21 protein-coding genes and 1 riboswitch are annotated in these 19847 nt (G+C 37.4%); of the genes, 5 read left to right on the forward strand and 16 right to left on the reverse strand.

The features are described from left to right. Nucleotides 1-40: 40 nt before the first annotated feature. The 8 genes from ACAM30_RS11080 to ACAM30_RS11115 all read right to left on the reverse strand — a co-directional run bounded on the left by ACAM30_RS11080 (nt 41) and on the right by ACAM30_RS11115 (nt 6496). Complete coding sequence (locus ACAM30_RS11080) at nt 41-817, reverse strand: thiazole synthase (RefSeq protein WP_369618548.1); 777 nt, start codon at nt 815-817, stop codon at nt 41-43. Further along, complete coding sequence (locus tag ACAM30_RS11085) at nt 798-1436, reverse strand: thiamine phosphate synthase (protein ID WP_369618549.1); 639 nt, start codon at nt 1434-1436, stop codon at nt 798-800. Before ACAM30_RS11085 ends, ACAM30_RS11080 begins: the two co-directional genes overlap by 20 nt. After that, nucleotides 1426-2181: a hydroxymethylpyrimidine/phosphomethylpyrimidine kinase gene (locus ACAM30_RS11090; protein WP_369618550.1), complete on the reverse strand. Its 756-nt coding sequence runs from the start codon at nt 2179-2181 to the stop codon at nt 1426-1428. Before ACAM30_RS11090 ends, ACAM30_RS11085 begins: the two co-directional genes overlap by 11 nt. Further along, nucleotides 2148-2738 (reverse strand): thiamine phosphate synthase, encoded by a 591-nt coding sequence (locus ACAM30_RS11095; RefSeq protein WP_369618551.1) that lies wholly within the window; start codon nt 2736-2738, stop codon nt 2148-2150. The genes ACAM30_RS11090 and ACAM30_RS11095 overlap by 34 nt, the downstream gene beginning before the upstream one ends. Before the next feature lie 76 nt (nt 2739-2814). Continuing rightward, entirely contained in the window at nt 2815-4638 is a 1824-nt protein-coding gene (gene thiC, locus ACAM30_RS11100; RefSeq protein ID WP_369618552.1) for a phosphomethylpyrimidine synthase ThiC, read from the reverse strand. A gap of 121 nt (nt 4639-4759) precedes the next feature. Continuing rightward, complete coding sequence (gene thiS, locus ACAM30_RS11105; RefSeq protein WP_369618553.1) at nt 4760-4966, reverse strand: sulfur carrier protein ThiS; 207 nt, start codon at nt 4964-4966, stop codon at nt 4760-4762. Nucleotides 4967-5031: 65 nt separating this feature from the next. Then, nucleotides 5032-5129: riboswitch (TPP riboswitch) on the reverse strand. Between the two features lie 121 nt (nt 5130-5250). Further along, nucleotides 5251-5820, reverse strand: coding sequence for a DNA-3-methyladenine glycosylase I (locus ACAM30_RS11110; protein ID WP_369618652.1), 570 nt, complete (start codon nt 5818-5820; stop codon nt 5251-5253). Next, nucleotides 5810-6496 (reverse strand): queuosine precursor transporter, encoded by a 687-nt coding sequence (locus ACAM30_RS11115; RefSeq protein ID WP_369618554.1) that lies wholly within the window; start codon nt 6494-6496, stop codon nt 5810-5812. Before ACAM30_RS11115 ends, ACAM30_RS11110 begins: the two co-directional genes overlap by 11 nt. 171 nt (nt 6497-6667) lie before the next feature. On the opposite strand from ACAM30_RS11115, the gene ACAM30_RS11120 reads away from it, so the two are divergent. Then, a complete protein-coding gene (locus ACAM30_RS11120; RefSeq protein ID WP_369618555.1) occupies nt 6668-8779 on the forward strand; it encodes a M3 family metallopeptidase in 2112 nt (703 codons plus the stop codon). A gap of 236 nt (nt 8780-9015) precedes the next feature. Here the strand turns inward: ACAM30_RS11120 and tsf are convergent, their stop codons facing one another. From tsf to ACAM30_RS11150, 6 genes are all read right to left on the reverse strand, one after another. After that, nucleotides 9016-9978: a translation elongation factor Ts gene (tsf, locus tag ACAM30_RS11125; protein WP_369618556.1), complete on the reverse strand. Its 963-nt coding sequence runs from the start codon at nt 9976-9978 to the stop codon at nt 9016-9018. Nucleotides 9979-10115: 137 nt separating this feature from the next. Then, nucleotides 10116-10883: a 30S ribosomal protein S2 gene (gene rpsB, locus ACAM30_RS11130; RefSeq protein ID WP_073412718.1), complete on the reverse strand. Its 768-nt coding sequence runs from the start codon at nt 10881-10883 to the stop codon at nt 10116-10118. A gap of 223 nt (nt 10884-11106) precedes the next feature. Next, nucleotides 11107-11493, reverse strand: coding sequence for a 30S ribosomal protein S9 (rpsI, locus tag ACAM30_RS11135; protein WP_116752865.1), 387 nt, complete (start codon nt 11491-11493; stop codon nt 11107-11109). Continuing rightward, nucleotides 11493-11948 carry a 50S ribosomal protein L13 gene (gene rplM, locus ACAM30_RS11140; RefSeq protein WP_369618557.1) on the reverse strand — a complete coding sequence of 152 codons (456 nt, stop codon included), beginning with the start codon at nt 11946-11948 and terminating at the stop codon, nt 11493-11495. The genes rpsI and rplM overlap by 1 nt, the downstream gene beginning before the upstream one ends. A 194-nt stretch (nt 11949-12142) precedes the next feature. Continuing rightward, on the reverse strand, nt 12143-12955 hold the full coding sequence (locus ACAM30_RS11145) for a ferritin-like domain-containing protein (protein ID WP_369618558.1): 813 nt from the start codon (nt 12953-12955) through the stop codon (nt 12143-12145). Between the two features lie 26 nt (nt 12956-12981). Then, a complete protein-coding gene (locus tag ACAM30_RS11150) occupies nt 12982-13728 on the reverse strand; it encodes a ferritin-like domain-containing protein (protein WP_017497944.1) in 747 nt (248 codons plus the stop codon). Nucleotides 13729-13912: 184 nt separating this feature from the next. Here ACAM30_RS11150 and ACAM30_RS11155 point away from each other — a divergent pair, with 184 nt between their 5' ends. Next, nucleotides 13913-14941: a LacI family DNA-binding transcriptional regulator gene (locus ACAM30_RS11155; protein ID WP_369618559.1), complete on the forward strand. Its 1029-nt coding sequence runs from the start codon at nt 13913-13915 to the stop codon at nt 14939-14941. A gap of 43 nt (nt 14942-14984) precedes the next feature. On the opposite strand, the gene ACAM30_RS11160 is transcribed toward ACAM30_RS11155, so the two are convergent. Both ACAM30_RS11160 and polA read right to left on the reverse strand, forming a co-directional pair. After that, nucleotides 14985-15362: a hypothetical protein gene (locus tag ACAM30_RS11160; RefSeq protein WP_369618560.1), complete on the reverse strand. Its 378-nt coding sequence runs from the start codon at nt 15360-15362 to the stop codon at nt 14985-14987. Between the two features lie 48 nt (nt 15363-15410). Further along, complete coding sequence (polA, locus tag ACAM30_RS11165) at nt 15411-18257, reverse strand: DNA polymerase I (RefSeq protein WP_369618561.1); 2847 nt, start codon at nt 18255-18257, stop codon at nt 15411-15413. A gap of 302 nt (nt 18258-18559) precedes the next feature. Here polA and ACAM30_RS11170 point away from each other — a divergent pair, with 302 nt between their 5' ends. The 3 genes from ACAM30_RS11170 to ACAM30_RS11180 all read left to right on the forward strand — a co-directional run bounded on the left by ACAM30_RS11170 (nt 18560) and on the right by ACAM30_RS11180 (nt 19845). After that, on the forward strand, nt 18560-18742 hold the full coding sequence (locus tag ACAM30_RS11170; protein ID WP_369618562.1) for a hypothetical protein: 183 nt from the start codon (nt 18560-18562) through the stop codon (nt 18740-18742). Nucleotides 18743-18789: 47 nt separating this feature from the next. Beyond that, complete coding sequence (locus ACAM30_RS11175; protein ID WP_369618563.1) at nt 18790-18981, forward strand: hypothetical protein; 192 nt, start codon at nt 18790-18792, stop codon at nt 18979-18981. A 189-nt stretch (nt 18982-19170) separates the two neighbouring features. Beyond that, nucleotides 19171-19845 carry a response regulator transcription factor gene (locus ACAM30_RS11180; RefSeq protein ID WP_369618564.1) on the forward strand — a complete coding sequence of 225 codons (675 nt, stop codon included), beginning with the start codon at nt 19171-19173 and terminating at the stop codon, nt 19843-19845. The last annotated feature ends 2 nt before the right edge of the window (nt 19846-19847 follow it).

Raw genomic sequence — 19847 nt, forward strand, 5'->3', positions numbered from 1 at the left:
AGCACTTTTCTTTGGGAATTTTGCGGTTAAATTAGTTTGTCTAGTCATGTAAAAAAGCCGTTAAAGGACTCGAAGCCACAGCGTAATTTTGCTGATGAGCAATTTTAGCCTCAAAAGCTTTTCGGCCAGCAATGACTGCTTCTTTAAACGCTTCGGCCATTAATGTGGGATTTCCGGCTACGGCAATTGCAGTATTCACTAAAACAGCATCAGCACCAATTTCCATTGCTTTTGCAGCATCCGAAGGTGATCCGATTCCGGCATCGACGATCACGGGAACATTACTTTGTTCGACAATAATTTCTAAAAAATCAATCGTTTTTAAACCTTTGTTGCTCCCAATAGGAGAACCTAAAGGCATAACAGCTGTTGTTCCGGCGCTTTCCAGATGTTTGCATAATACAGGATCGGCATGGATGTACGGCAAGATGAAAAAACCAAGTTTGGCGAGTTCCTCTGTTGCTTTTAGAGTCTCTATCGGATCGGGCATTAAATATTTCGGATCGGGATGAATTTCAAGTTTCAGCCAGTTCGTTTCTAACGCTTCTCTCGCCAATTGCGCAGCGAAAACGGCTTCTTTGGCGTTTCGTGCCCCCGACGTATTGGGCAATAAATGGATGTTCGGATGATTTAAATGCGTTAGAATAGCATCAGTTTCGGTTTCGAGATCGATACGTTTCAACGCTACCGTGACCAACTCACTTTCTGATGCCAAAATAGCATTTTCCATTTCCTGATTCGAACCGAATTTTCCTGTCCCTAAAAATAGACGGGAGCTTAAGGTTTTGTCTCCGATGTTAAACAATGACGTTTGCATATAACTTTTCGTTTAATTGTTGAATGAGTTTTTCTTTTTGATCACTTTCTGTAAGCATTCCGGAGATTGCAATTCCATGAATCCCGGTTTCCATTAAAGGAGAGACATCGTTCAGAGTGATTCCTCCAATAGCATAAACAGGAATCTCCAGTTTATTGCGTTTTAGCTCCTGAATAATTTTAAAATAACCTGACAATCCCAGAATTGGACTTAGTTTTTCTTTGGTTGTTGTAAAACGAAAGGGCCCCAAACCAATATAATCGCAGCCATTTTTGATGTGATTTTCAATGTCTTCAAAAGTGTTGGCTGTTGCTCCTATGATTTTGGTATTTCCAAGTATTGTCCTTGCTTCGTCAATTTTCATGTCTGATAGTCCCAAATGAACTCCGTCTGCGGCGATCTGCTGAGCGAGATGCAGGTTGTCGTTTACAATAAAATTAGCGAGATATTCTTCGCATAAAAATTTTACTGCTTCCGCCAGAGTGAAAGTGTCTTTCTCCGTTTGATTTTTAAAACGTAACTGTACCCAATCGCATCCGGCATCTAGAGCCTGATGGATATTATACAGTTGTTCCTCTATGGTTTTCCCCTGAGAGATATATTGTAATTTATGATACATAATGATGTCCGATTAAGGTTGGAGTGGAATTCAGGTATTTTTCGATGTAGTTTTTCGCATTCCTGCAAGCTTTTTCCAAAGATGGATTACGTGCAAGATTTGAGGCAATCGCGGCGGATAATACACAGCCGGAACCGTGTTTGGCAAAGCATTTTTTATCAGAAGGCAGAAGGTCGATGATTTCGTTCTTTAGGAACAAACGATCCGTTCCGGTTGCCGAAGGATTATGCCCGCCTTTTAATAGAATGTTTGTTGGAATTTTATTCTGAAATTCAGATTGATTGGTAATAAAACCCGGAAACAATATTTCAATTTCGTTGTAATTAGGAGTAATTAAGTCAATTTTTGACAGCGTATCATTTAATTCTAAACGATCTTCAATACTCATAAATTCAAATTGGGTAGACGATTTTAAAACCGGGTCCCAAACTATTAAAGTGCTTGGGGATGCTTGTTTTATGGTCGAAAGAATGGGATTCAGATAATCCAAAGACGGTACAATTCCAATTTTGACCGCACTGATTTTATAACGATCAAAAAAGGTTTCAATAGAATGAATTACAAAGCTCAAATCGGTCCATTGAATTTCAATAAACTCGTCTTCCGTCTGAATGGTATTGGCAGTTAAGATAGCAAAACCTGTTACCTGATGCTGCTCGAATGTTTTGATATCCGCTAAAACACCGGCACCGCCCGAAGGATCAAAACCTGCTATTGAAAGTGTGATTGGACGATTTGCTGACATAATTTGAATTGTTTTATAGGGTTTTTATTTTTCCAGATAGCTCCTAAAAGAGCCACATCATCAAAGCCATTTTCTAGTGTTTTTTGGATGTTTTTGACATCAATTCCTCCTAAAGCGATAACTTTAGTCTTGTGATTTATTTTCGAGTTTAAAGCTTCAAAAAGATTCGTTTCCGGATAATAGTCCTCTTTGGAAATACTTTGGTAGACCGGGCTTAAAAATGCGTAGCCAAACTCGGGTGGTAAGGAATTGAAATCTTCTATTGAATGCGTTGATGTGGAAAATATGATTCCATTTACAGTATTTAAATTGTTGTTTTTTCTTTCTTTTTCCGAAAAATGAATTCGGTTTATTCCAAAGTCTTCTGCCAGAACAGGATAATTGTGCAAAACCAGTTTGTTTCTGTTTTCTAATTTTATTTGATGAAGAAAAACTGCCATTTCATTTTCAGAAAAATCAGGCTTCCTGATATGAAGCAATGCCAATCCTTCTTCAAATAAAGAATCCAGAATGCTGATTTCATTTGCTATAGCAGAAGGATTGGTAATTACGATCATATTTTTTTGAGTTGTAAGATGTGAGTTGTGAAATGTGAAATGTAGAGTGGATAGCAGTCATTTCACATTTTACATACTAGATATAAATCTCTTTCCCCTGTTCAATAAATTCTTCTGATTTCTCTTGCATTCCTTTTTCAGCCGCGGCTACGTCACGAATTTCCTGAGAGATCTTCATCGAGCAGAATTTAGGGCCGCACATCGAACAAAAATGAGCAACTTTCGCACCGTCAGCAGGAAGAGTTTCATCGTGAAATTCTCTGGCCGTATCCGGATCAAGGGCTAAATTGAACTGATCTTCCCAACGAAATTCAAAACGAGCTTTGCTCAAAGCATTGTCGCGGTATTGTGCTCCCGGATGACCTTTGGCAAGATCGGCAGCATGGGCAGAAATTTTATAGGTGATTACACCATCTTTTACATCTTTTTTGTTAGGTAAGCCAAGGTGTTCTTTTGGAGTAACATAGCACAACATCGCACAGCCGTACCAGCCAATCATCGCGGCTCCGATAGCAGAGGTAATGTGATCGTAACCTGGTGCAATATCCGTCGTTAGAGGTCCTAAAGTATAGAAAGGAGCTTCATGACAGTGTTCCAGTTGTTTGTCCATATTCTCTTTGATCATGTGCATCGGAACGTGACCAGGACCCTCGATGAAAACCTGAACGTCATGTTTCCAGGCAATTTTAGTCAGCTCTCCTAAAGTCTCTAATTCGGCAAATTGCGCTGCATCGTTGGCATCTGCAATAGAACCAGGACGTAAACCATCTCCAAGAGAAAAAGCCACGTCATATTGTTTCATGATTTCACAGATTTCCTCAAAATGAGTGTACAAGAAGTTTTCTTTATGGTGAAACAAGCACCATTTGGCCATGATAGATCCACCGCGAGAAACAATTCCGGTAACACGATCGGCAGTCAAATGGATATAGCGCAACAGTACTCCGGCATGAATCGTGAAATAAGAAACCCCTTGTTCAGCCTGTTCAATTAAAGTATCACGGAAAACTTCCCAAGTTAAATCTTCGGCAATTCCTTTTACTTTTTCTAAGGCCTGATAAATCGGCACAGTACCAATCGGCACAGGAGAGTTACGGATAATCCACTCTCGGGTTTCGTGGATGTTTTTACCTGTTGAAAGATCCATAATCGTGTCTGCTCCCCAACGGCAAGCCCAGACCGCTTTTTCTACTTCTTCTTCAATACTCGAAGTCACGGCACTATTACCGATGTTGGCGTTTATTTTTACTAAAAAGTTACGCCCAACGATCATAGGTTCACTCTCAGGATGGTTAATGTTGTTAGGGATAATGGCCCTTCCGCAAGCTACTTCGCTGCGAACAAATTCGGGAGTAATTTTGCTTTTAGGGGTATTAGCTCCAAAACTATGACCGCCGTGCTGACATTGCATTGCTTTGGTTTGTTCGTTTAAAAGCTCTATTCGCTGGTTTTCACGAATAGCAATATATTCCATCTCAGGTGTGATAATACCTTGTTTGGCGTAAAACAATTGTGTAACGTTGGCTCCTTTTTTGGCTCTTTTAGGCTGGTGCAAATATTCAAATCGAAGATGATTTAAGCTCTCATCGCGTAATCGGCTTTGTCCGTAATCTGAAGTGATTTCATCCAGAATTTCGACGTCATTTCGGTCTAAAATCCATTGCTCTCTTAATCTTGGAAGCCCTTTTCTAATATCGATTTCAACATTAGGATCAGTATAGGGGCCAGAAGTGTCATAAACGGTTACGGGAGGATTTTTTTCAACTCCGCCGTTTGAAAGTTTGGTGTCGCTAAGATGTATTTCGCGCATGGCCACTTTGATCGGATGTAATTCTCCGTTGATATAAACTTTTTTAGAATTAGGAAACGGGGTTCTGGAAATTTGTTCTTCTGTAGTCATAGCTTGTTTGTTGTATATTGTAAGATGTAAGATGTAAGATGTGAAATGTGGAGATGTACTACGGTACTCCTAAATCTTAGATGAAATTGGAATTTGCAGTTTTTAGAATTGAAAGTTATTCTTAACCTCCCTGAGTAGCAGAAATAATCAGAATTTCGTCAGTTTCGGATACAAGTTGTTGGTTCCAGTTGGATTTTGGAACAACAGTATTGTTGATGGCAACGGCAATTCCGTTTTGTTTGTTCGGAATTTCGAGATCGAGCAATGATTGAATGCTTAGCGATTCAGCATTGAATTTTTTGATTTGTTGGTTGATTTTTAGTTCCATTCCTTGTAAGTTTAGTATGTAGTTATACTTTAGGAATGGCTACAATCACGCATAGAAATGCGCGCAGAAGTCATCTTACTTTTCCCTACGCTAGTATGAACTAGATCAGGTTCAGAGGGTAAAATCTCAGCCTGCAAAGTTGCAGACACCCCTAAAGTGTGAAGCAAATGTAATAATTTTTTTTTAAGTTTTTAGTCTCAGTTCTCAGTTTTCAAATTTTAGCCTAAAATACTTAGGTTTAAAAACTGAAAGTTGTAACCGTGACTGCGACTGAAAACTGTAAACTATCTAGTCCTTGTCCAGCAGTCTGCAACATGATCGTTAACCATACCGGTAGCCTGCATATGAGCGTAAATCACGGTTGATCCGACAAACTTGAAGCCTCTTTTTTTCAAATCTTTACTAATTTCGTCCGAAATGGGAGTAGTAGCAGGGACGTCTTTTAATGTTTTCGGGTTGTTGTCGATCGGTTTTCCGTTGACAAATTTCCAAATATAGTCTGAGAAAGTGCCAAATTCTTCCTGCACTTTCAGGAATGCCTGTGCGTTTGAAACAGTGGCGCGAATTTTAAGTTTGTTGCGAATAATTCCAGTATCCTGTAGTAAGGACTCTATTTTTTCTTCCGGATATTGAGCGATTTTTTTATAATCGAACTGATCAAAAGCGGCTCTGAAATTCTCTCTTTTATTCAGAATCGTAATCCAGCTTAAACCTGCCTGAAAAGTTTCCAGAATTAAAAATTCGAAAATAGACGGGTCGTCATAAATGGCAACACCCCATTCTTCGTCGTGGTATTTTTTATATAAATCGCTGGAAGAACACCAGCCGCAGCGTACCAGATTTTTATTCTCCATCATTTAGGTGTTTGGATTTTTCGTGAACAGGATCTTTGTCTAAATATTTCTTAATCAGGTGATGTCCTGCATAAATCGCCGGTGTCAGTAAAACAGCTACAGACAGTTTGAAAATGTAACCTGTTAGTCCTGAGGAAATAAAGGTGTCAAAATCAATTTTTCCGGGTAACCAAAAGGCAATTCCAAGTACAATAAAAGAATCAAACAATTGTGAGATTACAGTTGATCCAGTTGTTCTGAGCCATATTTTTCGCTCTCCGGTACGTCTTTTGAAAAACCAGAAGATCCAGACATCAATCAATTGAGAAGCCATAAAGGCAATTAAACTCCCCACAATGATCCACATACTTTGTCCGAAAACCGCTTTAAATTGCTCGTCATTAACCGGACTGATTCCTTTGGCCGCGGGTATTACGATTGCCATAAATAAGATCAGAAAAGCATAAGCAATCAGACAAGCCGTAATAAAGGACAGCTTTTTGACTCCTTTTTCGCCAAAATATTCATTGATTAAATCGGTTGTCAGAAAGACAATCGGCCACGGTAAAATACCGATACTCATTACAAAAGGGCCAATCTGGATTAATTTTCCTCCAATAAGTTCAGCTACGACAGCATTGGTTATAAAGATACCGGCTAGTACTACAAAAACAATTTCTCTACGGGTTTTAAACATGTGGTTCGGTTAATGATGTTTCAAATTTAAACTATTTCTCTATAACTTTTTAGCGGAATATTTAAATTAAAGGGTAGTTTTTAGCGGATTCCAAAGTTAAAATTTCCAAATGAATACTGATTTTTAGTTACATTTGGAACAATAACCTATTTTAAAAACAAATCAACGATAATGAAAAAATTAATGACAATTTTTCTCATGGGAACAACCTTATTTGCGGCTGACGCACAGACCATTCAGGATAATCCACTGGTTCAAAAATGGAAAGGTCCTTATGGTGGGGTTCCTGCATTTAATGAGTATCAGGTTTCACAGTTTAAACCGGCAATTGAATTTGCGATTCAGGAAAAATTAAGCGAAATAGATGCGATTGCAAACAATCCAAAAGCGCCAACTTTTGAGAATACGATTGCTGCTATGGAGCGTTCAGGTGCAACAATGGATCGAATTTCGACTGTTTACGGAATTTACAGATCTAATTTAAGCAGCCCGGAATTTAGTGCTATTGACAGAGAAATGTCTCCTAAGTTTTCGGAGTTTAGTGATAAAATCAATCAGAATAAAAAACTCTTTGCAAGAATTGAAACACTTTATAATGCTAAAGAGAGTAAAAAGTTGACTAGTGAACAGCAGCGTTTAATATGGTTGTATTATACAAATTTTGTACGTCAGGGCGCAAAACTAAATGAGACTGATAAAACGAAAGTGGCTGCAATCAATAAAGAGTTGGCGTCACTTTTTACCCGTTTTAGTCAAAACTTATTGGCAGAAGAACAAAATCAATATGTGGAATTGAAAACAGAAAGTGATTTTGATGGTCTGCCTGAAGAGGTTAAGAAAGCAGCTATTGCTGAGGCTAAAGACAGAAAGCTGAATGTTATGGGTTGTATTGCTAATACACGTTCGTCAATTGAGCCTTTCCTGACTTTTTCTACACGCAGAGATTTAAGAGAGAAGGCGTTTGAGATTTTTGTAAAACGTGGAGATAATGGAAACGCTAATGATAACAATTCGACGGCGGTTTCTATCTTAGAATTAAGAACTCAAAAAGCTAAGTTATTAGGTTTCCCAACTTTTGCGCATTGGAGTTTATCGAACAAAATGGCAAAGGATCCTCAGAAAACTTTAGATTTGATGCTTTCTGTATGGGAGCCTGCAGTTGCAAAAGTGCGTGAAGATGTAGCCGAAATGCAAAAAATCGCAGATGCAGAAGGAGGTAAATTTAAAATTCAGCCATGGGATTACCGTTATTATGCTGAAAAAGTTAGAAAAGCGAAGTACGATTTAGATCAAAATGAAGTTAAGCCGTATTTACAATTAGAAAAACTAAGAGAAGGAATGTTTTGGGTAGCGGGCGAGTTGTTTAATTTGAATTTTAAACAAATTACAAATGTGCCGGTTTACCATCCTGATGTTCGTGTTTGGGAAGTAACTAATAAATTGACAGGTAAGGCTGTTGGTTTGTGGTATTTTGACCCTTATGCACGTGCAGGTAAACGTTCAGGAGCGTGGATGAATGCCTATCGAAACCAGGAGAGAATGGATGGGGATGTGTTAACGATTGTGTCTAATAACTGTAACTTTGTGAAAGGAGCTCCAAACGAGCCTATTTTAATCTCTTGGGAAGATGCTTCAACGTTGTTTCATGAGTTCGGACACGCGCTTCACGGATTGTGTTCAAATGTGACGTATCCAAGTTTAGCCGGAACTTCTGTAGCTCGTGATTATGTGGAGTTCCCGTCTCAATTATTAGAGCATTGGTTAGCGACTCCGGAAGTATTAAACAAATTTGCATTGCATTATAAAACAGGAGAACCTTTGCCAAAGGCTCTAGTGGAAAGAATTGAGAGAGCAGGTACTTTTGGAGAAGGATTTTCAACTGTTGAAACGATTTCAAGTTCATTGATTGATATGAAATTACATTTAGCTACAGAAAAAATTGATCCAAAGAAATTTGAAAAAGAAACTTTAGATGCCCTTCATATGCCTTCAGAAATTGTAATGCGTCACAGAATCCCGCAATTCGGGCATATCTTTTCAGGAGATGGTTATTCTGCCGGATATTACGGTTATTTATGGGCTGATGTGATCAATGCTGATGCATGGGAAGCTTTTACAGAAGGAAAAGGTGCTTATGATAAAGCGGTAGGTAAAAGATTGTTAGATAACATATTTAGCGTAGGAAACACTATTGATCAGGAGAAAGCCTATGAAAATTTCAGAGGAAGAGCTCCTAAATCTGATGCCTTGATGAGAGCCAGAAATTTTCCAATCAAGAAGTAAATAGTTGTATGCGAAATGTTATTTGTGAGATGTAAAATGTGAGATGGAATTAGGAAGCTTGAGATATACTAAATAATCAGAGTTACTTTGAAGATGAGATAGATTCAGGCCGTCACCTTAAAAGATGCGATTCTAACATCTTGCATCTCACAAACAACATTTCACAAATAAACATCTCACAATAAAAAAGCCCGAATAAATTAATATTCGGGCTTTTTTGTATTGAAAATAATATATTAACCTAAAGTAACTCTTTTGAAACCTGTGATCTCAACGTTGAATCCTTTAACGTAATCACCAACTTTTTTACTGTCATCTTTGATGAAGTTTTGATCCAATAAAGCTTTTTCCTGATCTAAAGTAGTGTTATCAGAGATGAAACGTTGTACTTTTCCTGGAAGGATTTTGTCCCAAATTTGCTCTGGTTTACCTTCAGCTTTTAATTCAGCTTTAGCATCTTCTTCAGCTTGTTTGATAACTTCAGGAGTTAATTGAGAGAAAGAGATGTATTTAGGAACATTTTTTAAAGTTTTTCCTAAACGTGCAGCTTCTTCATTATCTTTTTCGATTACAGCAATACGGGCAGCAAGTTCAGATTCAACGAAAGCAGGATCAAAATCTTTGTAAGATAATGTATCAGCTCCCATAGAAGCTACTTGCATAGAGATGTCTTTTGTTAAAGTCTCAGCGTTGTCAACTTTAGCAGAAATAGCTGTTAAAGCAGCAATTTTGTTAACGTGAACATAAGATCCAACGAAAGCACCTTCTAAAATTTCGAAACCACCGATTTCGATTTTCTCACCGATAACACCTGTTTGCTCGATTAATTTTTCAGCAACAGTAATTCCGTTGAAATCTGAAGCTAAGAAATCTTCTTTAGAAGAGAAGTTGATCGCTTTTTCAACTAAATCTTTAGCTAAAGTTACGAAAGCTTCATTTTTACCTACGAAGTCAGTCTCACAGTTTAAAGTGATGATCGCTCCTTTAGTGTTGTCAGCATTGATGAAAGAAACAGCAGCTCCTTCAGAAGACTCACGGTCAGAACGGTTAGCAGCAACTTTTTGTCCTTTTTCTCTAAGGATTTGGATAGCTTTATCGAAATCTCCTTCAGCTTCAACTAAAGCTTTTTTACAGTCCATCATTCCGGCACCTGTAGATTGTCTTAATTTATTTACGTCTGCAGCAGTAATTGTTGCCATAATATTTTGAATTTTAATGTTAAAAGTAAAAATTCCATCTTCTAAATCCCAAACTCCAATTTTAATAAATTATCAACATAACGTTTTTAATTCTTATTTGGAGTTTGGAATTTAAAATTTGGAATTTAAAATTTGATTTATTCTTCAGTTGCAGGAGCAGCCTCAGCCTCAGCAGCAGGAGCAGCTTCTTCAGCTACTTCAACTTCTTTTTCAGAACCTCTGTCAGAAAGACCTTCGATTACTGCAGTAGTCACTAAAGATAAAATTTTGTCAATTGATTTAGAAGCATCATCATTTGCTGGAATTACGTAATCAACCTCTCTTGGGTCAGAATTCGTATCAACCATTGCGAAAACTGGAATGTTTAATTTTTGTGCTTCTTTTATTGCGATATGTTCAGCTTTGATATCTACTACGAACAATGCTGCAGGTAGTCTAGACATATCAGCGATTGAACCTAAGTTTTTCTCTAATTTAGCACGTAAACGATCAACTTGCAAACGCTCTTTTTTAGATAGCGTGTTGAAAGTACCATCTTTCTTCATTTTATCGATAGAAGACATTTTTTTAACTGCCTTTCTGATAGTTACGAAGTTAGTTAGCATTCCACCTGGCCATCTTTCAGTGATGTAAGGCATGTTTGCAGCTTTTGCTTTATCAGCAACGATGTCTTTTGCTTGTTTTTTGGTAGCTACGAATAAGATTTTTCTACCTGATGCAGCGATTTTTTTCAAAGCTTCGTTAGCTTCTTCAATTTTAGCTGCAGTTTTATATAGATTGATAATGTGAATACCATTACGCTCCATATAAATGTAAGGAGCCATGTTTGGATCCCATTTTCTAGTCATGTGTCCGAAGTGAACACCTGCTTCTAGTAATTCTTTTACTTCTATTTTGTTTGCCATTTTTGTACTAGTTTACGTTCTGTTGATTAGCAATGTGTCTTTTTGGATTTTAGATTTTTAGATTTTAGATTTTTCAATCGTTAGTCTTTCAATCTTTTAATCACTTAACCCATTTAGATGCTAAACTATTTCCTACCTCGATAGGAGAGCAACAACAACTGTGTTTTTTAATTTCAATAAATAATTGATAGTGTCCTGTACCAAATGTACAAGACAGGTAATATTAACGTTTAGAGAATTGGAATCTCTTACGAGCTTTCTTCTGACCGAATTTCTTACGCTCAACCATTCTTGGATCTCTAGTTAATAAACCTTCTGGTTTCAAGATAGCTCTGTTTTCGATGTTCACTTCACACATTACACGTGCTAATGCCATTCTTACAGCTTCTGCCTGACCAGTTGAACCACCTCCGTAAACGTTTACTTTTACATCAAAGTTACCAGCATTTTCTGTCATAGATAATGGTTGTAAAACTTTGTATTGTAAAGTTGCAGTTGGAAAGTAAGTTGCGAATTCTTTTTTGTTTACAGTGATTTTTCCTGTTCCTTCAGAAACATATACACGTGCAACAGCGGTTTTTCTTCTACCGATTTTGTGAATAACTCCCATTACTTAAGATCGTTTAGGTTAACAGTTCTAGGTTTTTGAGCTCCGTGAGTATGCTCAGCACCTACAACAACATTTAGATTTCTAAAAAGTTCAGCTCCTAATTTGTTTTTAGGTAACATTCCTTTTACAGCTTTTTCTACTAATAATGCAGGATTCTTAGATTGCAATACTTTAGCAGTTAAAGTTCTTTGTCCTCCTGGGTAACCTGTATGACGCATGTAAATTTTGTCATTCATTTTTGTACCTGTAAGGTTAATTTTTTCTGAGTTGATAACAATTACGTTATCTCCACAGTCAACGTGCGGTGTGTAACTTGGTTTGTACTTACCTCTTAAGATCATTGCAACCTTTGAAGCAAGACGACCTAAGTTATGACCTTCAGCATCAACAACAATCCACTCTTTAGTGATAGTGGCTTTGTTCGCTGAAATTGTCTTGTAGCTTAATGCGTCCATAATATTATTTTAATTAAACATTCCATCCCCAATAAAGGGGATGCAAAAGTACAATTAATTATTTTAAAACCAAATACCTGAAAAGAATATTTTATCTGCTGAAAATCAGGACATCAGTTTTCGATTTAAAACCATAAAAAAAACCACCTTCACAAAGTAGTGCAAAGATGGTTCAATATTTAGAATTGTTTGTACTAAACAATAAATAAATTGGCAATATCAACGACCTGTTGTGTCGTAAGCGGCTCATCATAAGCTTCTGATCCTGCAGCAGCTCCAAACGAAGCTGCGGTGTTGAATCCTGCCTGTACGGTAACGCCTTCGCCATCGTAGACAGCTTGTGTTGCGGCAGGCATTCCTGCGCCTCTCTCACTGTTAGAGATCCATCCTTTTAATCCTCTTAATCGTCGTACTTCAGAAGCATGACGGGCTTCTACAGAGTGAATCTGTAATGCGGCAGTCAATAAATCCGGTGTAGTGATTAAATTTGCTGCCTGACCTTTGTAGGCTCTAACACCTGTATCTTCAAAGGCTTGTGCTAGTGCCAAAAAGGTTGGGTAGTCATGAAACGGATCAAAAGCTCCTCCAACGGTAAAGTCAAAAGTAGGTTTAGGAACAAAGTTGGGACTCATTGTACCGCCCAGTCCTTTTATTAAAAAAGCAACGTGATCTGACTCGTGCGCAGCTATTTGCTGGAAAACTTTCAAATCGCGTCCCCCATTTTCTCCTGCCGGAATCACACCTGAATCTAATGCCATGGCATAAAATTCGTTTTCCAGATATTCTAAAGTTAAGGCAAACTGCAGAGCTCCGATTGGAGTTGCCGGTGTTGCGGTAATGTCTTTTGCTAGTGCTTTGTTCGCCATTGCAGATAATCCGAAAGGGATTGAGGCATAAGCCAGTGTTTTTCCAATATTTCCAAACTGATTAAAACTGTCTCTTCTTGAACCAGTGCTTCTCATCAAGCTATCATCAGTAAACGTTTCTATAAATTTTAAAATATTCATAATTTCTAAGTTTTAGCTTGTTAAGATTAAGGTAAGTATTTGGCTGTGAATTTTGTGGTAATGAAGCCTCCTGCAATGGGTAGAATTTTGGAAGGATCCTGAGCAACATCCAAACCGGTACTTGCGTTTACAATATCATCGCCGGCAAAATCCTTAGAGTTAGGATTGATTAAGCTTCTGATAGCTGAGGCGTGTCTGGCTTCTACCGAAACAATTTTTCCGGCTAAAAGTAAATAATCAGCACTTTTAATTAGCTTTCCTGCTCCATTATAAGCGGCAACTCCGGTATCTTCAAGAGCTTTTGCTGTCGCAAGAACCTCGGTACGGCTGTTGAAATTTAAAGAACCATAGTTAAAAGCCAAGGAGGGAAGCAATTGAGAACTTGGGTCAGGAAGTGCTCCTGTTAAGGCGGCCTTGAAAAAATCCCTGTGAATGACTTCGTGATGATACAAGTCTGTTAATACCTGACGTTCGATAGGATTAAAAGTAACATTAAAGCTTGTTGAGTTTACGACTTTAGTATAAAAATCGGCTTCCAGCTGTTCCAGAGCATACGCGTAGGTCAGTACTCCAAAATCGCCGGACCCTAAATCAAAGACTCCGTTTCTGATTCCGGGCAGCGTAGTGTCTTCCATATCATCGTCATTGTCGTTATCGCTGCACCCGGCCATAAGAAGGCCTGCGCCAACTAATGTTAGGCCGCTGAGCTTAAGAAAGCTCCTTCTGTTGTTCAATGAAGGATCAACTTCATGAATTTTAACTTCGTTTTTCATAATCAAGGATTTTAAAAGGTTAAAAGCATGTATTCAGGTATTAACGAAATTTTAAGGCTTGCGGTTTTGAAAAAGAAGTTAATTTTAAAAAACACTCTGAAATTTTAAATAGGATAAGGTGTTTTTTGTTTTATTTTAGGTAATTCTACTATATTTGTATTAATTACATAAAATTTATTTTTAAATGAAAGCTAAAGCAACTCTAAAGCAAATTGCGAAGGAACTGGGTGTTTCTGTATCGACTGTTTCTAAGGCATTGAATGATAGCCCGGAGATCAGTGAGCAAACAAAGGTGAAGATTAAGGAGTATGCCAAACTCAAAAATTATAAACCGAATGTTATTGGTTTGAATTTAAAGAATCGTAAAACCAAAACAATAGGTGTAATTATACCTAATATACTTAACTCCTTTTTTGCAAAGGTTTTTAGTGGTATCGAAAAAGTAGCCGATAAAAAAGGATATAATGTAATTACTTGTATTTCGAACGAATCTCTGGAAAAAGAAGTTCATACGCTTGAAATGTTAAGCAATGGAACGATTGACGGATTTATATTGTCAGTATCTGAAGAAGCGCAAAAATTAGAAGATTACGGTCATTTCTCGGCGATCATCGCTGATGGAACTCCTATTGTGATGTTTGACAGAATAGCAGACGGAGTAGAATGCGACAAAGTAATAGTAGACGATTTTGATTCTGCTTTAAATTCAACACAGCATTTAATTGATTTAGGATGCAAAAATATAGCGCTGATTTCGTCAGTAGATAATTTGAGCGTTGGGAAATTAAGAGCCGACGGTTACTTAAAAGCATTAGCAGATAATAATATTCCGGTAAATGAAAATATCATTATTCGTACCGACTCTGAAGATGATATGAAGAGTAAAATCGATAGCATTTTTGAACATAAAATTGATGCCATTTTTGCTTTAGATGAGAATGATTCGGTGGCTGCTTTACGCGTAAGCCTGAAAAAAGGATACAAAGTTCCGGAAGATATTTCAATTATAGGTTTTGCAGATGGAATTCTGGCTTCAAGACGTTTGTCGCCAAGTTTAACAACGGTGAGCCAGCATGGAGTGGAAATAGGCGAGGTCGCAGCCAGACAGTTAATCAAACGTTTGGAGGAGGAATCTGAAGAAGAAACATCAGATTATGAAACAATCGTTATCAAAACAAAACTGAAAGAACGAGAGTCTACGAGAAAAGCTTAATAAACAGAAAACCATCAGTTGCAACTGATGGTTTTTTTTATGTTTAAAGTAAAAGTAAAAGAATAAATGCTACTAGAAAAAATAATAGTATTCTGAATTTCTTTTGTTGTTCTGCTTTACGCAAATAGCCCTCTTTTTCTAAATCCCAGGCGAATATAATTTCTATAAGTGTTTCTCCTAAATTAAATATAAAGTCAAAAATACTGTAACTTTCTCTGGAAATTTTTAACGCCTTAAGGTTTTCCTTTCTGTTTTCTACATATTTTGCCTGATCTATTAATTTAAAATTGACTTTTCGGGTATAGAGTTCGTCAATTGCTAATTTGTATGCCAGGGGATTCCATTTTTTTGGAGCTCCTGCTATCGCCAGTAATTCCTTTGTTGTTCTGCTTTTAATAGGCGGCTTAAAATCGTCTGTCATATAAATTTAAGGCAAAATCTAAAATCAACACTCTGAAATCTAAAATTATTAATGTGCAGCCAGCCAGTCTTTACCCATTCCAAGTTCAACTTCTAATGGAACAGCCATGGTAAAGGCGTTTTCCATTTCGTGTTTGATCATAGGCTGGATTTTTTCGAGTTCGTCATTGTGAACATCGAACACAAGCTCATCATGTACCTGAAGCAGCATTTTAGATTTCCAGTTTTCGTCTTTTAGTTTTTTATGAATGTTGATCATGGCAATTTTAATCACATCGGCAGCGCTTCCCTGGATGGGAGCATTTACAGCATTTCGTTCAGCAGCACTTCTAACAACGGCATTTGCCGAATTGATGTCTTTTAAATAACGACGACGGCCTAAAATAGTTTGTACATATCCTTTTTCACGAGCAAATTCAATTTGTTCTGAAATATAAGATTTCAGTCTTGGATATGTTTTGTAGTAAGCTTCGATCAGAGCGGCACTCTCGCTGCGGGATAAAGAAGTCTGATTGCTCAGTCCGAAAGCAGAAACCCCGTAGATAATTCCGAAGTTAACCGTTTTGGCATTACTTCTTTGTTCGCGGGAAACTTCATCCAAAGGCACATCAAAAACTTTGGCTGCAGTGGCTTTGTGAATGTCTTCTCCGTTTTTAAAAGCAGCAATCATATTTTCTTCACCACTTAAAGCGGCAATAATTCTTAATTCGATCTGCGAGTAATCGGCAGAGATTAAAGTATAGTTTTCATCACGTGCAACAAAAGCTTTACGAATCTGACGCCCTCTTTCGGTACGAATAGGTATATTCTGTAAATTCGGATTGTTAGAGCTCAAACGTCCTGTTGCGGCAACTGTTTGCATATAATCCGTATGAACGCGCTGTGTTTTTTTGTCTACCTGTTCCGGTAAAGCCAGTATATAAGTGCTTTGTAATTTCACCATTTGACGCCAGTCTAAAATTTCTTTTACGATTGGATTGTCGTTGGCTAAATAGGTTAAAACTTCTTCTCCGGTAGCATATTGACCGGTTTTGGTTTTCTTTTGTTTTGCTCCTCCAATTTTAAGCTTGTCGAACAAAATGTCACCCAGCTGTTTAGGAGAAGCCAGATTGAATTTTTCTCCGGCAGTTTCGTATATGTTTTGTTCCAGAGCTTTGATTTCAATATCCATTTCTTTAGACATCGCTTTTAAAAACTCCACGTCCAGACGAATTCCTTCTGTTTCCATATCGGCCAAAACACTTACTAATGGAATCTCGATGTCATCAAATAGTTTCTTAGTCTCGGTTTTGTCTAGCTCTGTAGTGAAAATTTCTTTCAGTTGTAAAGTGATGTCAGCATCTTCTGCGGCATATTCCTTGATGTCTTCCAGGGCTACATCGCGCATTGAAATCTGATTTTTCCCTTTTTTGCCAATCAATTCCTCAATTGGTTTTGGAGCATATTTCAAATACGTTTCCGATAAAATATCCATGTTATGACGCATATCCGGATTGATCAGATAGTGCGCAATCATGGTATCGAAAAGTTTTCCTTTTACAGTTATGCCATAATTAGAAAGGATTTTTAAATCGTATTTTAAATTCTGACCTATTTTCTCAATGCTTTCATTCTCAAAGAAAGGTCTGAATTTTTCAATTAAAACCTGAGCTTCTTCCTGACTTTCCGGAAACGGAACATAAAAAGCTTTTCCTTTTTCGTAAGAGAATGCAATACCCACTAACTCGGCGTGCAAAGCATCTAAACCGGTAGTTTCGGTATCAAAACAAACAGAAGTCTGGTTTTGCAGGTTCTGTAAAAGTAATTTTATTCCCAAATCTCCCTGAATCGCCTGATAGGAGTGAGGAGTATTTTCTAAAGTATTGTAAAAAGAAGTTCGGGCTGTTTCTGTAGACTCTTCTGTAGATCCTCCTCCAAAAAGATCAAACTGATCTTCATTTTTAGGCTGTGGTTTTTTATACAATTTAGCGTCAGAAACTGGTGTTGAAGCTGTCGATTCTTCTCCGCCGCCCGTTTTAAACAAATTGTCAAATTGTTCGGCCATTCGTCTGAATTCCAATTCCTGAAAGATAGCTTCGGTTTTTTCAATGTCAGGACGCGTTAATTCATAATCGTTTTCATCAAAAGTTACCGGGCAGTCTAGTAAGATAGTAGCCAGTTTTTTAGACAATAATCCTTTCTCTTTATTAGCCTCAATATTCTCCTTCATTTTTCCTTTCAGCTTGTCTGTATTCGCTAATAGGTTTTCCATTGTACCAAATTCCTTAAGAAGTTTCTTGGCTGTTACTTCACCAACTCCCGGAAGTCCAGGAATATTATCGGCAGCATCACCCATCATCCCAAGGAAATCAATCACCTGTTCCGGACGTTCAATTTCGAATTTAGCTAAAACTTCAGGAACTCCCCAAATCTCGATCCCATTCCCCATACGGGCAGGCTTGTACATGAAGATGTTTTCAGAAACCAATTGGGCAAAATCCTTATCCGGAGTTACCATAAAAACTTTATAGTTCTGTTTTTCTGCTTGTTTGGCGATAGTTCCAATTAAATCGTCAGCTTCAAAACCTGACTCTTCGATAATCGGAATGTGCATGGCTTTTAACAATTCACATATATAAGGAACCGCAATTTTTATAGCCTCCGGTGTTACATCACGATTGGCTTTGTATTCCGGGAACATTTCGTTACGCAAAGTACTTCCGCCTTTATCAAAAGCTACAGCCAGATGATCCGGTTTTTCACGTTTGATAACATCCAAGAGCGAATTCATGAATCCCATGATCGCCGAGGTATCCATTCCTTTAGAGTTAATCCTTGGATTTTTTATGAAGGCATAATAGCCGCGAAATATTAAAGCGTAAGCATCAAGTAGAAAAAGGCGTTTTTGTGACGACATAAGTACAATTTATCAATTCAATTTTCAAAGTTACGAATATCACTATAATATTAGGGAAGAAAATGCTTTGTTATTTGTTATTGATTCAGATGTCAATAGCTTATAGCTCTAAATTCCGTAAAACAATGCGACTTTAGTATGGGGCGTCGATCTTGAAGCAGTAGTAAGGCGAGCTTCAGGTTGCTTTTTTATAAATTAAAGTTAAAATTTGAATAGAGCATGGTTTCTTCATTTTGTCTTCATATTACGAGGGTAAATTTGATCTGTAAAATAAAAGGTATTAATATAAAAATGTAGAAATCATGAGAAATTTATTGATGTTATTAGTAGCAGTTTTAGGAACAAGCGTTATGGTACATGCATTTCCTGCTAAAGATGTTAAAGCAGCTCCTGCAAAAGAAGTAAAAGCAACCAAACATCCTAAACACAAAGCGGATAAAAAAGTAAAAGCAGCAAAAACAGCAGCTCCAAAAGCAAAAAGTTAAGACAGTAGTAAGAATAAAATAAAAGACACCAATTTAAATTAAAAGTTATGAAAAATCTAGTAATGTTACTCGTGGCAGTTTTAGGAACAAGTGTTATGGTTAGTGCACAAACAACTCCGGCACCAACAGCTCCTGCAAAAGAAGTGAAAGCAACTAAACATCACAAAAACAAAGCCGATAAAAAAATGAAATCGCAAAAAAGCGAAGCTCCAAAAGCAGAAACAACTAAAATGAAGTAGGGAGAATTGTTTTCGTTTTGCTTTCAAAGAATTGTATATGGGGCAAAACAGAAGTAATGATTATGAGAATGCGGTTGAAGAGAGCCGGTAAAGAAATTTACTGGCTTTTTTTATTCGTTAAATTTTTCAATAATGCGCAGCAATGCTTTTTATAATTGCTTAAATTTAGTTGCGCTTAAAAGCTGAATTATGAATATTTTGATTGTTGAAGATAATAAAGAACTTGCGGCAGAAGTGTATGATTTTCTGTGTAATGCGGGCTACATCTGTAAAATAGTTCACAATTGCAGTGATGCCCTGGAAGAGGTAAACAGTAATGATTATGATGCTATGCTGCTGGATCTTGGTTTACCTGACGGAGATGGATTTGAAGTGTTGAAAACCGTTCGGAAAACCAAATCGAAAATGGCTGTTATTGTGCTTACAGCACGTGGAGAACTAGATGATCGAATAAACGGTCTGCATCTGGGAGCCGATGATTATCTGACCAAACCGTTTGCGCTCACAGAACTTAGTGCACGATTGTTTGCAGTCATTCGCAGGATGCACGGTTTTACGTTGAATAATTTAAGTATTCATGGTTTTTTATTGCAGCTTCAGGATTATAAAGTGAGTTATGATGAAACGCCCATTAATCTGACCAAAAAGGAATTTGATATTTTTCAATATTTAGTCCTCAATAAAAACAGAGTAATTACCAGATTACAACTAACAGAACATATCTGGGGAGACATTCTAGAAGTCAATTCCGACTCTAATTTTATTGACGTCCACGTTAGAAATCTTCGAAAAAAACTGGACAGGCATACCGAGATTGATTGGTTTGAAACCGTTAGGAATGTAGGATATCGTATAAACGAATAAAC

The organism is Flavobacterium sp. CFS9, assembly GCF_041154745.1.
Taxonomy (GTDB): Bacteria; Bacteroidota; Bacteroidia; order Flavobacteriales; family Flavobacteriaceae; genus Flavobacterium.